Annotated in this window: 16 protein-coding genes; 9 read left to right on the top strand and 7 right to left on the bottom strand. The window is 45.6% G+C overall.

Going from position 1 to position 14,926, the window contains the following annotated elements:
* Positions 1–35: 35 nt before the first annotated feature.
* Positions 36–713 carry a helix-turn-helix domain-containing protein gene (locus AC0S1O_RS01055; RefSeq protein ID WP_475393914.1) on the top strand — a complete coding sequence of 226 codons (678 nt, stop codon included), beginning with the start codon at positions 36–38 and terminating at the stop codon, positions 711–713.
* Here AC0S1O_RS01055 and hutH read toward each other — a convergent pair.
* From hutH to AC0S1O_RS01035, 4 genes are read right to left on the bottom strand one after another with little or no spacing between them, the layout of a single operon-like run.
* Positions 697–2,196 (bottom strand): histidine ammonia-lyase, encoded by a 1,500-nt coding sequence (gene hutH / locus AC0S1O_RS01050; RefSeq protein ID WP_475393913.1) that lies wholly within the window; start codon positions 2,194–2,196, stop codon positions 697–699. The two genes, AC0S1O_RS01055 and hutH, sit on opposite strands and share 17 nt — an antisense overlap.
* Positions 2,197–2,228: 32 nt before the next feature.
* The gene (locus AC0S1O_RS01045) at positions 2,229–2,843 is read right to left on the bottom strand and encodes a hypothetical protein (protein WP_475393912.1); all 615 of its coding nucleotides are present in this window, start codon (positions 2,841–2,843) and stop codon (positions 2,229–2,231) included.
* Positions 2,840–4,171, bottom strand: a complete 1,332-nt coding sequence (locus AC0S1O_RS01040; RefSeq protein ID WP_475393911.1) for a TldD/PmbA family protein — start codon at positions 4,169–4,171, stop codon at positions 2,840–2,842. The genes AC0S1O_RS01045 and AC0S1O_RS01040 overlap by 4 nt, the downstream gene beginning before the upstream one ends.
* Positions 4,168–5,538, bottom strand: coding sequence for a metallopeptidase TldD-related protein (locus AC0S1O_RS01035; RefSeq protein WP_475393910.1), 1,371 nt, complete (start codon positions 5,536–5,538; stop codon positions 4,168–4,170). Before AC0S1O_RS01035 ends, AC0S1O_RS01040 begins: the two co-directional genes overlap by 4 nt.
* A gap of 114 nt (positions 5,539–5,652) precedes the next feature.
* Between AC0S1O_RS01035 and AC0S1O_RS01030 the strand changes: the two genes are divergently transcribed.
* The 5 genes from AC0S1O_RS01030 to AC0S1O_RS01010 are packed head-to-tail and all read left to right on the top strand — an operon-like array spanning position 5,653 to position 9,700.
* Entirely contained in the window at positions 5,653–6,348 is a 696-nt protein-coding gene (locus AC0S1O_RS01030) for a hypothetical protein (RefSeq protein ID WP_475393909.1), read from the top strand.
* A gap of 42 nt (positions 6,349–6,390) precedes the next feature.
* Complete coding sequence (locus AC0S1O_RS01025) at positions 6,391–7,359, top strand: TIGR00341 family protein (RefSeq protein ID WP_475393908.1); 969 nt, start codon at positions 6,391–6,393, stop codon at positions 7,357–7,359.
* 39 nt (positions 7,360–7,398) lie between these two features.
* Positions 7,399–8,133, top strand: a complete 735-nt coding sequence (locus AC0S1O_RS01020; RefSeq protein WP_475393906.1) for an isopentenyl phosphate kinase — start codon at positions 7,399–7,401, stop codon at positions 8,131–8,133.
* Entirely contained in the window at positions 8,130–9,143 is a 1,014-nt protein-coding gene (gene fni, locus AC0S1O_RS01015) for a type 2 isopentenyl-diphosphate Delta-isomerase (RefSeq protein ID WP_475393905.1), read from the top strand. Before AC0S1O_RS01020 ends, fni begins: the two co-directional genes overlap by 4 nt.
* Positions 9,125–9,700 (top strand): ZPR1 zinc finger domain-containing protein, encoded by a 576-nt coding sequence (locus tag AC0S1O_RS01010; RefSeq protein WP_475393903.1) that lies wholly within the window; start codon positions 9,125–9,127, stop codon positions 9,698–9,700. Before fni ends, AC0S1O_RS01010 begins: the two co-directional genes overlap by 19 nt.
* On the opposite strand, the gene AC0S1O_RS01005 is transcribed toward AC0S1O_RS01010, so the two are convergent.
* Complete coding sequence (locus AC0S1O_RS01005) at positions 9,692–10,897, bottom strand: serpin family protein (RefSeq protein WP_475393902.1); 1,206 nt, start codon at positions 10,895–10,897, stop codon at positions 9,692–9,694. The two genes, AC0S1O_RS01010 and AC0S1O_RS01005, sit on opposite strands and share 9 nt — an antisense overlap.
* A gap of 75 nt (positions 10,898–10,972) precedes the next feature.
* On the opposite strand from AC0S1O_RS01005, the gene proS reads away from it, so the two are divergent.
* Complete coding sequence (gene proS, locus AC0S1O_RS01000) at positions 10,973–12,373, top strand: proline--tRNA ligase (protein WP_475393901.1); 1,401 nt, start codon at positions 10,973–10,975, stop codon at positions 12,371–12,373.
* Here the strand turns inward: proS and AC0S1O_RS00995 are convergent.
* Together AC0S1O_RS00995 and AC0S1O_RS00990 are read right to left on the bottom strand one after the other, a co-directional pair.
* Entirely contained in the window at positions 12,367–12,543 is a 177-nt protein-coding gene (locus AC0S1O_RS00995; protein ID WP_475393900.1) for a hypothetical protein, read from the bottom strand. The two genes, proS and AC0S1O_RS00995, sit on opposite strands and share 7 nt — an antisense overlap.
* A 20-nt stretch (positions 12,544–12,563) precedes the next feature.
* The gene (locus AC0S1O_RS00990; protein ID WP_475393899.1) at positions 12,564–13,205 is read right to left on the bottom strand and encodes an HAD family hydrolase; all 642 of its coding nucleotides are present in this window, start codon (positions 13,203–13,205) and stop codon (positions 12,564–12,566) included.
* A 59-nt stretch (positions 13,206–13,264) separates the two neighbouring features.
* On the opposite strand from AC0S1O_RS00990, the gene AC0S1O_RS00985 reads away from it, so the two are divergent.
* Both AC0S1O_RS00985 and AC0S1O_RS00980 read left to right on the top strand, forming a co-directional pair.
* On the top strand, positions 13,265–14,443 hold the full coding sequence (locus AC0S1O_RS00985; protein WP_475393898.1) for an aminotransferase class I/II-fold pyridoxal phosphate-dependent enzyme: 1,179 nt from the start codon (positions 13,265–13,267) through the stop codon (positions 14,441–14,443).
* 108 nt (positions 14,444–14,551) lie between these two features.
* Entirely contained in the window at positions 14,552–14,893 is a 342-nt protein-coding gene (locus AC0S1O_RS00980) for a hypothetical protein (RefSeq protein ID WP_475393897.1), read from the top strand.
* Positions 14,894–14,926 lie beyond the last annotated feature (33 nt).

The raw sequence follows: 14,926 nt of genomic DNA, 5'->3' as shown, positions 1-14,926 counted from the left end.
AAGAAGATTTAAATTACATAGGTGCATGGATTATTATGGACCTTCGAGAGAAAATTGCCGGGGAGATAGTCCTCTCTTCCAGACCCGGGGCAACCATGCGTAAGTGGAGGGAGATGTTTGAAATATCCCAGCAGGAACTGGCAAAGTATCTCGGGATATCCTCCTCGGTGATAAGCGATTATGAATCCGGTCGCCGCAAATCCCCGGGTGTTGTGATGGTTCGCAAGTTTGTCAATGCCCTTATTGAAATTGATGAATCAAGGGGAGGAGTGAAGATAAAGGAACTCTCAAGCACCTATGGGGAGGAGGCGATAATAGACATGCGTGAATTTCCCTACGAGATAAGCGTGGGCAATTTTATGAATATAATTGATGCTGAAATTGTGAATTCTGAACTTGAGGCGAAGCGCCCCATTTATGGATACACCATCCTGGACAGTTTGAAGGCCATACTCCATTACAATTCATTTGACTATCTCAGGGTTTACGGATGGAGCATTGATAGGGCTCTCATATTCACTGGTGTACATTACGGGCGATCCCCGATGATTGCAATTCGTGCTCATCCTCTAAAGCCAAGTGCTGTTGTCTACGTGAGACCTGGAAAGGTTGATGAACTTGCCGTTAAACTGGCGACAATTGAAGAGATTCCCCTGGCTGTTACCTACCTCGATGTGAAGGAAATAGAAAAGAGGCTCAGAGAGATAAGTTGATTTTTCCTTCCACACTTTTCACAATTTCCTCACTGTCAATTTTTCTTTTTATTCCTTCTATTATTGGGGAATATACCGTATCCGTTTCAAATTTCTCAACTCCAAGTGCACCCATTGCCCTCTGGATGGCGGTAGCGGAAAAGCCTCCAATGTGGAGGGCCTGATTTGCGCAGAGGTATTCAATGGCAACTATGTACTTCACGTTTTCCACAATTTCCCTCAATTTTATGGCAGAGTTCATTCCCATGCTCACATGGTCCTCCTGATTGGCACTGGTCGGTATGGTATCTGCGCTTGCGGGATACGAAAGAATTTTATTGCGGTTGCACAGGGCGGCTGCGGTGTACTGTGGGATCATCAGCCCTGAGTTTGTGCCGCTGTTCTCGATGAGGAACGGGGGGAGGTGGCTCAACTTTGAGTCCACAAGCCTAGCGATGCGTCTCTCAATCATATTGCCCAGATCCGTTAGGGCTATTGCAAGAAAATCCATGGCCAGGGCAATGGGCTCACCGTGGAAATTTCCTCCAGAAATGGGCTCGTCGAATATGAGCGGATTGTCTGTGGCTGAATTTATCTCCCTCTCCACCACATCCCTCACGTGGTTGAGGGTATCCAGAATGGCTCCATAAACCTGGGGCGTGCAGCGCAGGGTATAGGCATCCTGGACCTTTTCTATCCTTGCCCTCGCCACGATCTCGCTATCCTTAAGAATCTCCCGAAGTATCTCGGCTACCCTGATCTGCCCAGGATGGGGTCTTGCTCTCATTATCCTTTCATCCAGAGCCCTATCTGTGGCCTTAAGTGCCTCAAAACTCATGGCAGCGCTTATAAGGGCGTTCTTCATTATATTGTAGGAGTCGTAAACTGCAATTGCAGCATGGGCTGCCATCATTGCGGTTCCGTTCAGAAGTGCGAGCCCCTCCCTCTCTTGAATTTCAACGGTTTTTATTCCTGCTTTTTCCATGGCCTTCTTTCCGTCCATAATCTCTCCCTTGTACTTTGCATACCCTTCACCTATCATTACCAGGGCAACATGGGCCAGGGGCGCAAGATCCCCGCTTGCACCAACGCTTCCGAATTTGGGAACAATTGGGGTAACTCCTGAATTTAACATGGCAATAAGAGTTTCAATGATCTCCACTCTAACTCCTGAGAATCCTTTCAAAAGGCTGTTGGCTCTTATGAGCATTGCAGCCCTGACTATCTCCTCGGGAAGAGGATCACCCACACCTGAAGAATGGCTTCTTATGAGGTTTATCTGCAGATTTTTCAGATCTTCCTTGGGAATTCTCACATTCACCAGTTCTCCAAGCCCTGTGTTTATCCCGTACACAACACGCTCTTCTTCCAGAATTCTTTCCACAATTTCCCTTGAATGCTTAACCCTTTGAATGGAGGATTCAGAAATTCCAACTCTCTCTCCAAATCTGGCAACCCTTACAACATCCTCAACGGTCAGGTTTTCCCCGTTTATTTTAAGCATGGTTGGAGAATGCGTCGAAGGATTAAAAATTTTTATTTTTTGAACCTCTTTATTGCAAGGGCAATAGCCACGATGACGGCAAATATGGTTGCTCCCGTTAAAAGATAGAGTTCAAGGGGTATGCCCTCCTCCTTTTGGGGCGGTGCTGGGTACTCTGCGTGGTCCAGGAATATGAATTTTTCCTTTGAGAGGTCGGCAATTCCCGCGTAGGCATTTATGGTTAGATTGCCTGTCAGGTTCTGGAAGTAACCCTTTGGAATGATCCATGTAAGGGCGGAGGTGTTTATTGTGTAATCCACAATATGCGGCTCTCTGTTCACCATTATGTAACCCATTGCCTTTGAGCCATTTTCGGTGGCAAGGAAGCAGTGGACGTAGTTTCCAAAATTGTCGGTGATATTCACATCGTATTCCTTCAACCATCCCCTTTCGGGGACAACATTGATCATTCCCCATACGACCATGGTTATGGTCACATTTTTTTCGTTTATGTGGGAGTATACCTCTGAAATGTCGTAGTCCACGAACTTATCCGTTATCTTTGGGGAATTTATTTTGAAATTGGGATACTCTCCCTGGCCGATGGTGGCGAAGATGGATAGAAAGATCACCGATGTCAGGATTACTGGAATGAGTTTCCCCATCATTTGCTCACCGGTGCGATTTTCACATTCTCAAACACGATATCTGGCATTGTTCCATTGCCCATCATCACTATGTTTTTCTGGGTGCTGGAAATATCCTTCACGTTCTTCAGAAGGGTGTAAATGTTACCTGACATCATGAACACCGTAGAACCGACAATTTCCCCATCTTCAACCCTGAATGCGGGATTTGCCACCACGCTGAAATCCCCAGTATCTGGATTGCTTGAATGCGCACCCTGGAACCCCGATACAATCAGACCATTTTTCATCTCGGAGATCAAATTCTCCCTGGGTTTCTTTCCCTTCTCTATTACGAGGTTGTGGGCACCTATGCTTATCCCTCCAGTTGCCAGACTTCTTATTCCATTCCCGGTGCTCCCCTCGCCGCTGACATTTCCCCAGTAATTGTCCCAGAGGAAGCCCCTGAAGACGCCGTTTTGAAATATCACATTTTTTCTCGCGGCCACACCCTCATCATCCGCTATGATTGGAGATATGCTTAGAGGGTGCCATGGGTCATCCACAATGTTTATCCTCTCATGCAAAATTTTCTCGCCAACCCTATTTGCTATGGGGGATGTGCCCTTTACCTTCTTTTCACCGTTTAGTGCTGGCAAAAGGGCGAAGTATATAAGTTCTGCAAGTGCCAGGGGCTCAAGCATAACATCGCTCTCCCCATTTTCGGTCTTCACAACCCTGTAGGCGTATTTAAGTCTCTCAAGTATGGAATTCACCACAGCATCAGTGGAAATATTTGTATCCCTTCGAACATCAAACTCCATGATTCCCGGGGTGACCGTACCATCTTTCCTACCTATGGCGTAGAGGTAGAAGAACGTGCCACCGAATTCCTGAAGCACATCCACCCCATGTGAGTTCACTATCCTATTTTCGGACCAAAAACTTCCGGCGGCACCTCCCGCAACCATGGCATTTTCATCCCTCATTTTTATCTCCTTTATTGTTTCATTGGCCATATCTACCAGAATGTCGGGACTCATATTTTTTAGGTCATCGCTGACCTCAATTTTCACGCTGGCGTATTTTTGCTCCCCGGGCAGGCTAACCCACCTTCCATCGGGTTCGTTCATTCTGGCGTTCTTTGCAGCCATCTCTATGCCTCTCTTTATCTCGTTTTCATCCTCGCTATCCACTATGTATATGCCCACCCTTTTATCCTTAACTCCCCGAATCACTGTTATGGTTCTATCGCTCGTGGATGATAGGGATACCTGATTGAGTTCAACGTCCACGGAGGTTTCCCTCTTCCTGTATGTTGCAATTTCAATCTCATCAAAGAATTTCTCACCATATCTTATGAGATTCATTGCTGACCACCTACCACTATACCGCGATCAAATCTCATATGCGGGCCTCCGCTGCTCACATAGGCGGTTTGACCCTTTCCGCAGCGTCCCATCTCAAGCCCGAAATCCTTTCCAACACCGGTTATCTGCTTCAATGCCTCTATGGCTATGCCGCTTATTGATGTGTCCCTTATGCTCTCTGCAATCTCTCCGTTGCGGATCACATAGCCCTCCTGTACACCCACCTGAAATGAGGAATTCAGCTCTGCCTGGCCGCCGCGGAAATCCACGAGGTAGTATCCGAATTTTATGCCTTCTAGAAGTTCTTCAAGGCTCATATCTCCCCTCTCAAAAATGGTGTTTCTCATTCTGATTATTGGGGGTACAGAGTAATTTTCAGCCCTTGCATGGCCATTTGGCTTCATTCCGAATTTTGCGGCATATTCACGATTAAGCATGATCTCGTTGAGCACACCATTCTTTATTATGTGAACATCCCTGACCCTTGTGCCCTCATCATCGTACACGTTGTTTCCAAACCCATTTTCCACGATTCTATCGCTCATACTTACAAATTCAGGGGCTATCCTTTTCCCTATCAGATCCCTGAAGGGAGAGTTTATCGTGAGATCCGCCTCTGCAAGATGTCCAAGGGCCTCGTGGGCTATTATTCCCACTATTATGGGTCCCGCCACCACGGGGAATTCTCCACGCTTTGCAGGCACGCCGTTTAGTTGGCCCCTCAATTTTTTGAGTATCCTTTTTGCAATCCCCTCGTTGTGCTCCTCCTCAAAAAGTTCCCAGCCCCTGTCAACACTGCCCACCTCGTCTCTGGCGGCTGCCATTCCCTTCTCGTTTTTTCCAGTGGCCCATACGTACTGCCACACATAGTCCATATCCCAAACAATTCTCGTTCCCTCCGAGGTGTAGAGAATCTTCATTCCCGAAGCATCCTGATATCGGATATGGGTGGATGCAACCTCGGGAGCTTCTTTTATGCGTTTCTCCAAATCCTTCATTCTCTTGACTTTCTCCTCAATATCCACATCGCTTGGCTTGATTTTCATCTTTGACTTGACTTCATCCTGCACAATCTCAATATCGGCCAGTTTGATTTTTTCGTGTCTGCCAAGAGCAGATGCCTTTGCCATACGATAGGCATTCTCAATTGCATCCTTCAGATGCTCAAATTTATTTGTGGATGAGAATCCCCAGGCACCGTTTGCGAGAACTCTAACTCCAAAGCCCGAGGATTTTAGGGATGTGAAGGTTGGAAAAACACCATCCTTCAACTCAATGCTCAATTTTGATAATTCTTCACCTCTTATTTCTATATACTCTGCCTTTACATTCTTTTCGGCCCATGTCATTATGCCATCTAAATCCATCCAATCACCTGAATGATGGATATTTCCGAATTCTATAAATTATTTTCCCGCAGAAAATCTTTTAATTTATGTTAGGGTGAAAAATTTTTATAATTGTGTTTTCATAAAGTTTAATTGGTGGTTTCCATGAAAATATATAGCGAAAATCTTGAGAAGTTGGGAATTGATTTAAAAAATAGATTGCTTAATAAACTGAAAAAGGCAGATATGGAAAAAATATTAACAAAGTTGTTGTCTAAGAAGAAGGCTGGTGAACTGGTAAATCTAATGTCTGATACAAGGTATTTCTCTTTGGAGGAATTGCTAGGTGTTTTAGAGAAGTATGACAAAAAGAAATTTCTTGATATATTAGATGAACCTACAAGTGAAAAGGATATGGCAATTCCAATAGTTAGAGAATTAAATAAGATGGGATATAAGGTATCTCAGGAAGTACCTCTACCTAAAGTTGGAAAATCCCGATCTAGGAAGATGGATGTAGCAGGATATAAAAGGAGAGGTTTGCGTAAAAAAGTATTAATTTTTGGAGTTGAACTCAAAAGCGAATCATCAAGATACGGAATAGATAAAGCTTTTAGTCAGGCAAGGGATTATCAAGATTACTGTGAGATCGTAGTTGTTGCTTTTTCACCTCTTATGTATCTTAAATATGCAGATGTAATTGAAGACAAAGCCAAGAGAGAAGAATCGTTGGGAGTGTGGATTGTGGGCAAAACCGGAATATTATATAGACTAAAAGAACCCATTCCTATTGGTGATGTTAGTGATAAATACCAGCAGTCAATTGTAGAGTATATTGATTCTCATTAGTTATGGCACAAATCTTAATATCTCTCTAGCCCATATTCAAAGGTGAAGCGGGTAACGGTAATAGCCCAGAAATCGGAAATAGATAAGGTGAGGGATGCTGCCGGAGATTTGATTTACAATGTTGAGCCGTTGGAGAATGACCTTATTAGGATTGACATATACGTGAATGATGCACTGCTTGATGAACTCATACCCAAGTTGCAGGATTCGGTGGATTTAAGGCACAAGGAGAGCTTAATAGAGGTTTCATCTCCCGATTTTGTTATATCCTCATCTCTGAAAAGAAAGGAGAGGAGAGTAAGGGGTGAAGAGCGGGCCACCGTGGAGCAGTTGCTTGCATCTTCAAGGAAGTACACAAAAATAGATTTGGGAAAGACCTCACTCACGGTCATTGCAGGCATAATCGCTCTAATAGGGTTGTTTATGAACAATGTTCCCATAATAATAGGAGCCATGCTCCTCTCCCCACTCCTGGGTCCAATTTACAGCTTCGTCATAAACACATCTGTTGGCAGGAGCAGGGATGCCTGGCTAAGTTTGCTCAATATGGGAATCATGCTCCTCTTGGTCATATTCACATCCTTTCTGGCAACTCTGCTCATATCCCTCTTTATGCCCCTCTCTCTTACCTCCGAAATCCTGCTCAGGTTCGATACAAATCCCATCTATATTCTCATGGCCATCCTGCTGGGCTTCGCAGCCGTGTTCGCATATGCCAAGGGGTTATCTGAGAGCATTGCAGGGATAGCAGTGGCCGCGGCCCTTGTTCCACCGCTTGTGGTATCTGGAATTGCACTTGCCCTTTACCTTGATCAGGCACCCAAACCCCTGATTTTAAGTTTGGAAAACATAGTAGGTCTCATGGCGGGGGGTCTTCTTGCCATAATTGCCCTTAAAATTGAGCCGCGCCGCTACTATGAGAGGGCAAGGGCGAGGAGTATGATGCATCGTCTCTATATAACCCTAGGGGCCCTCCTCGTGATTCTTTTCCTCATATCTCTCGGGACCTGACCGGGAAAGTATTATTTATCCCCAGTTCTTTTTCCATTTATGCTCCTGGTTAAGATGGGAGGCAGTGTCATTACAGACAAGCATGAGTACAAGAAATTTAGGGAAGAAACTGTGCGCAGGATAGTTGAAGAATTGCCCAGGGAAAATCTGATTATCGTGCATGGTGGTGGCTCATTCGGGCACGTTCTTGCAAAGAAGTATCGAATAACAGATGGGTTTGAGGATGAAAAGAGGTTGGGATTTGCAAAAATAGGCGCCGATATGATTGAACTTGATATGAGGATTCTGAACGTGCTTCATGATCAAGGCATACCTGCAGTATCCATACCGCCCCACGCCTTTCACATATTTGGCAGGGAAATGAATATGGAGATATTTGAATCCTACCTGTCCCTTGGACTTGTGCCTGTCACCTACGGGGATATAATCCTTGATTCTTCGCAGGGCATAAACATATGCTCCGGAGATTATCTAATGCTTCAACTTGCCCGAGAATTCAGGCCTGAAAAGGTCATATTCCTAACGGACGTGGATGGCATCTTCACCAAGGATCCATCCCTGCCAGATGCAGAACTCATCAGAATTTTGAAAAGAGGCGTGAATCCCCGCACCGGCATAAGGGTGGCCGATGTAACGGGGGGAATGGCCTACAAAATATCCATTATGCGGGAGATTGCAAAGGTGAGCAGGGTCTATGTTCTCAACGGTTTCCATCCTGAGAGGATAGGCAAAGTTTTAAATGAGGAGGAATTTGTGGGAACGGTGGTTGAATGATAGAGAATCGCAAACTGGAGCACATAAAAATATGCTCCGAGAAGAGCATCGTGGCGCATCACAATTACTGGGACGATATCCTGCTCAAGCATGAAACCATACCGAGGGTGGATATGGAAGATATTCGCTTAGATGTGAATTTTTTGGGCAGGAAATTGAATTATCCAATAATAATAGATGCCATGACCGGGGGCCATAGGATCGCAAAGGTGATAAACGAGAACCTTGCCAAGGCGGCTGAGGAACTCGGCATAGGAATGGCTGTAGGTTCCCAGAGGGCGGCCATAGAGAATAAAGAGCTGGAGGACACATATTCCATAGTTGCCCAGTACGATGTTCCTCTTCGCATAGGGAATCTGGGGGCTCCGCAATTTGCCCTTGGCTACGGAGAGGAGGAGATAAGAAAGGCCATGGAAATGATAGATGCCCATGCCCTGGATATTCATTTCAACTACCTGCAAGAGGCCATTCAGCCTGAGGGTGATACGAAGGTTTCAGGCTTAAAGGAGAAAATGAAAAACCTCGCAAGGAAGTATCCGCTCATAGCCAAGGAAACTGGAGCCGGGATAAGCAGAAGTGCGGGCAAATTCTTCAAAAATGCAGGATTTAAGGCGATAGATGTTAGCGGGGTGAGTGGTACAAGTTTTGCAGCTGTGGAGTACTATCGTGGTGGTGCCGAGGGCGAGTTGTTCTGGGACTGGGGACTGCCAGCACCATATTCTCTTCACATTTTGAGAGATCTGGATATGCCATTGATAGGAAGCGGGGGCATAAGAAACGGGCTTGATGCTGCCAGGGCCCTCGCCCTTGGTGCCAGCGTGGTTGGTATTGCAAGGATCCTTCTCAAGCCCGCCATGAAATCCCATGAGGATGTGGTTAAAGTATTGGAGAGAATAGTGAAAGAGATGCGCATAGCAATATTCCTTTCAGGATGCTCAGGCGTGGAAGATATGAAAAATGCAGAATATGTGGTAAGGGGTGAACTTGCCCTATGGTTGAAACGATTCTAGATTCTCCCTGTCCCATATGCGGAAAGAAAACCCTCCTTTACAGGGCGGAAGAACTTGAGCTGCCTCATTTTGGTAAATGCCTTCAAACAACCATAGTGTGTAAGAGTTGCGGATTTCGTCATGCGGATGTGATGATGCTTGAAGTTCACGAGCCCATGGAGTACAAGGTGAAGATAAAGGATGAGAAAGATCTTTACATAAAAGTGGTTCGCTCAACATCTGGAACGGTAATAATACCTGAAATTGGCGCAAAACTGGAACCCGGGCCACTGTCGGAGGCTTTTATAACAAATGTGGAGGGGCTTTTAAATCGCTTTGTGGATATCCTCGTGCAGCTCCTGCACGACACGCCCGAGAAGGAGGGGGCAATTCTCGAACTTCTAAGAAAGATAGGATACATAAGGCATGGGAGAATGGAGGCCACACTTATCATCCAGGATCCCCTGGGCAACAGCGCGATAATAAGCGATAAAATGGAGAAAAGGAAGTTGAGTGAGGAGGAGGTTAAGAATCTCAAACTCGGGGAGTTCACGGTGGATTTGAAGGATTTAAGATGATGGATTTACAACCTCGCCCATGAATAGTATTGCTCCAGTAATATCATCTTGAATTATGAACACGAAGGGATGATCGGCATTGAAGATGTATCCATGGGGAATAACCGCGCTTGCTTCTGCAATAACTCCTGTGGCGGCAGCCGCCTCTGTGCCATTCTCTCCCACCATTATATATGCCTTGTGAAATACATTGCTTAGGTAGATATCATTCCCTATGCCCTGAAAATTTGCATTTTTCGTGAAAGCGCTTCTGAGCCCCATTCTTTGAAGTATTTTCTTTAAATTGAAGTGTGAGGTGAGTTTGAATCTTGGGAGAGTAACCTTAACTCTGTGCACAGACATTTTCTCTCTCCATTCCTTTATTTTCTCAGCGCTTAAATGAATATCCGCACTCTTGCTTTTTGGCAGAATGATGAGCATTGAAAGCCTGTGGCCCCTGTATGGCATTTTCAGAATCTGAAAGTTTTTATCCTCAGCATACTCAAAATTTCCCTGGGTGTGCATCATTGGCACCTCAACCCTGCCATCTTGGGTGTAGAAGTAATCATCGTATGTCATATTGGGATCGAATTCTTGCATCCACATTGCTTTGAGGTATATGGCATTCGCTAGGACGAGCACGGTTAAAGGATTCAAACCATTCCTGGGAATCAACTCTTTTATCTTTCCATCAGTGTAATTTTCCACCCATGAATTTATTATTTCCCTCGCATCTTCGGCATATTTGTAATTCAACTTCTGCTCATGGGCATCGTAGTACTCCCTTATGAGCGAGATGTAACTCTCGTTTATGGGATACTGAATGCTAGGCCATATTGAATTTGCAATTTTGAGCGTGTATTGGGTATTATTGCACAGGTTGTTAAGGATATATTCTATGCTCTCGTGCAATATCGTTTTATTTTCGGGGTAGCCCAGAACCTTTCGCATCTCATTGGCAGTTTCTCCCATTGCTCCCTCGTAGGCCATGGCAAGGGTTATCCATATGCTCAGGGGCGAAAAAACTATGTTTTTTCCTTCCAATTCGTTGAACAATTTTAAGGCGAATATTGTGCTTATATTTGCAATAACCTCCGCATTTCTTAAGGGGGAATGCCCGTATTCCTGCATGTTTTCTGGACGAAAGATGGATGCTCCTATGCCTGCAGCGAGAAATATGAGAATGAGGAGTAAAGAGGCGAATTTCTTGGAGGCCATGGTTCATACTACCTCTGCTCCTATTTGAATGTTTTTAATGAGAATTTTTAAATAAACCCATACTTTTCTCGCCATATGGAGTTTCCAAAGGAGAATTTCAGTGAGTGGTACAACGAGGTCATAGAGGCCTCGGGACTTGTGGATAAGAGATATCCCGTGAAGGGTATGCATGTGTGGCTCCCCTACGGCTGGCAGCTTATGAGGAATATAGATGAGTACTTTCGCAGGATCTTCACCGAGCATAAGCATCAGGAGGTTTACTTTCCTCTCTTAATTCCCGAAACCGAGTTCAAGAAGGAGGCAGACCACATTGCGGGCTTTGAAAACGAGGTTTACTGGGTCACCCATGGAGGCCTAACACCCCTGGATGTGAAACTCGTTGTCAGGCCAACAAGTGAGACGGCAATGTACCCCATGTTCTCCCTCTGGATTCGCAGCCATGCGGATTTACCGCTCCGCATATTTCAGATTGTGAACGTTTTCAGGTACGAGACAAAACAGACGAGGACATTCATACGTGTTCGGGAGGTGCATTTCTTTGAATCCCATACCGCCCATGCCACTGCTGAGGAATCGGAGGAGCAGATAAGGGACAATATTGAGATATGGAAAAAAATAGCGGAGAAACTTGCCCTTCCATATTTGCTTGTTCGCAAAACCGATTGGGACAAGTTTCCTGGGGCGGCATATTCCATTGGGGCAGAAACCATTATGCCCTCGGGGCGTACATTGCAGGTTGCAACCATACATCAGTATTTTCAGAACTTCTCAAGGGCCTACGGGATAGAGTACCTGAAGGAGGACGGAACCCACGATTTCGTGCATCAGACCACCTTTGGGATGAGTGAGAGACTTATAGGCGCGATAGTGGGTATCCACGGGGATGATCGTGGCCTTATTCTGCCTCCAGAGATCGCCCCGATACAAGTGGTTATTGTCCCCATAGTCACAAAGAAAAAGGAGGATGTGCTTGAAGAGGCCAGGAAAATAGAGGAGGAGTTGCGTGGATTTTTCCGTGTGCATCTTGACGATAGGGATAATTACACTCCCGGCTACAAGTTCTACGACTGGGAACTGAAGGGTGTGCCCCTGCGCCTTGAAATCGGTCCCAAGGATATTGAGAGGAATCAGGTTGTTCTTGTTAGAAGAGATACCCGGGAAAAATTGAGCGTGATGAGGGAAGAATATATTGATAAAATTTCAGAACTTCTGCAGAGCATCCAGAGGGATATGCGGGATAGGGCTGAAAAGGAGATGATGGGCAGGATAAAGAGGGCAGAAAGTATTGAGGAAATAAAGGAGAGTGGGGAAGTATCCATGGTCTACTGGTGTGGCTCCGAGGAATGCGGACACAAAATAGAGGATGAAACGGAGAAGAAGATAATAGGCATATCTCTGCAGAACCACGAGCCGGGAAAATGCATAGTTTGTGGAAGAGAAACGAATAAAATGGTTTACGTTGCAAAACCCTACTGATCTTCAACCCTTGCCAGAAGTGCACCCAGTATTCCAAACACTATGAGGGACACGCTGAGGGAATACACTCCCAGATCCGTCCAGGCATCGTACAGGAAGGACCATGAGAAGTAGAACACCACACCAATCGTCAGTAGTATCCAGCTGAGGATCCATAGCCAGCGAACCATAAGAATGGGAAGATAAGGCACTATAAAAAGTTTTTATTCAGCAATTCTCTTAGAGAAGTGATCGTGAAATCCGCGTACCTGCATTTTCTTCCATTCCTGCTTATGTGTACAGCCACACATCCAGCCCTCTTGGCGGCCAGCATTTCTTTTTCTCCATCCCCTATAACTATGCATTTCTCACAATGCAGTTTCTCTTTTATTATTTCTATGAATCTTGGGGAGGGCTTTAACTCGTCTATGTGGGTATAGTTCTCGTAATCCTTTCCGATGATGAAATCGAAGTGCTCAAGGAGATTGAATGTGGAAAGCACAAATTTTATGCACTCTTCGCTTGAAACGCTCCAGGCGCATTTTTTGCCCTGCAGGGATTTCAAAACATCCGTATCTGGATAGGCTTTCAATCTCCCCTCAGCAAGCATCTTTTTTCTGTACTCCAGGTTCCTTTCGTCCACCTCTCTCCAAAAGGTTGAAGCCTCTACATCGTAATTTTCGCTGTATCTCCTGCTCACCTTGCCCTCAATTATTTTCTTCCACGTATCGAAGGATAATGGAATTCTATATCTCGCAGCCACGGGTCTCGCTATGAAATTGTACCACTCCTCCATATCAAAATCCACATATTCCACCAGGGTATCATCCACATCAAAGATGAAGCATGGCATATTTGAGCATGGGGAGAAGGTTTTTATTTCTTGTTGCCTTTTTCATCACGGGTGATATTATGAGTGAGAAAACCTTGCATCTCAAAAAAATGCTGGAGGAGATGAAAGAGCGTGGTGAGACCTGGGAACTTCTGCGCCTTTTTGGACCTTCCACGCACAAGGTGGTCGTTGAGGGAAAGGAGGCCGTGATGCTCGCCTCAAACAATTATCTTGATCTGGCCAATGATCCAAGGCTCAAGGAAGCAGCCAAGGAAGCCATAGAGAAGTACGGCTGGGGTGCTGGAAGTGATTGGAGCATTGCCGGCTACACGGATCTGCAGGAGAAACTGCACAGGAAAATAGCGGAGTTCAAGGAGACCAAGGCCGGCCTTGCATTTCAGACGGGATTCGCCACCAATGCTGGCACTCTGGCAAAGATAGTTGGTAAGGGCGATGTGGTTGTGAGCGACGAACTCAATCACGGGAGCATAATTGATGGCATACGCCTATCCAGGGCGGACAAGGTTATCTACAAGCACCTTGACATGGGAGACCTGGAGGATAAATTGAGGCAGGTGCACGATAAATACGAGCATATCCTCGTTGTGACGGATGGTGTTTTCAGCATGGATGGAGACATTGCGCCAATGGATGAAATTGTTAAGCTTGCGGACGAGTATGGTGCCATGACCTATGTGGACGACTCCCATGGCGAGGGCGTCCTGGGCGAGGGTCGTGGCATAGGGCACCATTTCGGCGTGCAGAAGAAGATTGATTTCCAGATGGGTACATTCTCCAAAGCCCTTGGCTCCATGGGCGGCATGCTGGCAGGAGAGGATTATTTGATGGAATATGTTTACAATACCGCACGCACTTGGCTTCTCAGCGCCGCTTACCCCCCTGCGGTTACCGCGGCGAACATAAAATCCCTGGAAATTGTGATGCAGGAGAAGGACCGCGTGCAGCGTCTCTGGGATAACCGCAATTATTTCAAGAAGGAACTTGAGAGTCTGGGTTTTGACACGTGGAAGAGCCAGACACCCATTGTGCCCGTTATGGTGAGAGATTCAAAGAAGGCCAAAGAGCTGGCTCACATGCTCTTCGAGGATGGCGTCTTTGCATTGCCCATAGTGTTCCCAATGGTTCCGAGGGGACTGGAAAGAATAAGGAATCAGGTGAGTGCAGGGCACACCAAGGAAGACCTTGATCACGCCCTCAACGCCTACGAAAAGGCTGGAAAGAAACTTGGGCTGATATAAGTTAATATACTTTTTCTTCATTTTCCCTTTATATGAAAAAATTTGCCTTCCTCCTTATTGTTGCACTCCTTTTATCGTCCATATACTCCGTTCCCTATGCCCATTCGGATGAATATTGACTTTCACACATTCTTTTCCATTGCTTACTCAAAGAATTACAACTCATCAAGGATGCTCAATTACTGGAACAATTCCAGGTATGGCAACTACTATGAATGGTGGGCCGAGAGAAATGATACAAACGATAAGAATGGGGATGGAATTGTTGATTATCCCTGGGTCATTGATGAAAACAACACGGATTACAGGCCTCTTAAGAATCCGGTTGTGTGGAATGTGGGTACAAACAGAGAAAGTGGGAAAGGTGAGTGGAAGTTTTACATCATTCCTGCTGCCATTGTCTTATTTTCAGTATTCTTGCTTGCCCTGTGGAAAAGACGAAATGTTTAATTCTAATTGATCTATACCCCATTGGTGAATAAA

Source organism: Candidatus Aciduliprofundum sp. HYA1 (assembly GCF_056175085.1).
Note: the sequence above shows the minus strand (reverse complement) of the source record. Positions and strands in the feature narration are given on the sequence as shown.

Bases quoted from the DNA above. Each gene is read 5' to 3' on its own strand.
- AC0S1O_RS01055 (WP_475393914.1), top strand. From the start codon at position 36: ATGGACCTTCGAGAGAAAATTGCCGGGGAGATAGTCCTCTCTTCCAGA.
- hutH (WP_475393913.1), bottom strand. From the start codon at position 2,196: ATGCTTAAAATAAACGGGGAAAACCTGACCGTTGAGGATGTTGTAAGG.
- AC0S1O_RS01045 (WP_475393912.1), bottom strand. From the start codon at position 2,843: ATGATGGGGAAACTCATTCCAGTAATCCTGACATCGGTGATCTTTCTA.
- AC0S1O_RS01040 (WP_475393911.1), bottom strand. From the start codon at position 4,171: ATGAATCTCATAAGATATGGTGAGAAATTCTTTGATGAGATTGAAATT.
- AC0S1O_RS01035 (WP_475393910.1), bottom strand. From the start codon at position 5,538: ATGGATTTAGATGGCATAATGACATGGGCCGAAAAGAATGTAAAGGCA.
- AC0S1O_RS01020 (WP_475393906.1), top strand. From the start codon at position 7,399: ATGCTCCTGGTTAAGATGGGAGGCAGTGTCATTACAGACAAGCATGAG.
- fni (WP_475393905.1), top strand. From the start codon at position 8,130: ATGATAGAGAATCGCAAACTGGAGCACATAAAAATATGCTCCGAGAAG.
- AC0S1O_RS01010 (WP_475393903.1), top strand. From the start codon at position 9,125: ATGGTTGAAACGATTCTAGATTCTCCCTGTCCCATATGCGGAAAGAAA.
- AC0S1O_RS01005 (WP_475393902.1), bottom strand. From the start codon at position 10,897: ATGGCCTCCAAGAAATTCGCCTCTTTACTCCTCATTCTCATATTTCTC.
- proS (WP_475393901.1), top strand. From the start codon at position 10,973: ATGGAGTTTCCAAAGGAGAATTTCAGTGAGTGGTACAACGAGGTCATA.
- AC0S1O_RS00995 (WP_475393900.1), bottom strand. From the start codon at position 12,543: ATGGTTCGCTGGCTATGGATCCTCAGCTGGATACTACTGACGATTGGT.
- AC0S1O_RS00990 (WP_475393899.1), bottom strand. From the start codon at position 13,205: ATGCCATGCTTCATCTTTGATGTGGATGATACCCTGGTGGAATATGTG.
- AC0S1O_RS00985 (WP_475393898.1), top strand. From the start codon at position 13,265: ATGAGTGAGAAAACCTTGCATCTCAAAAAAATGCTGGAGGAGATGAAA.
- AC0S1O_RS00980 (WP_475393897.1), top strand. From the start codon at position 14,552: ATGAATATTGACTTTCACACATTCTTTTCCATTGCTTACTCAAAGAAT.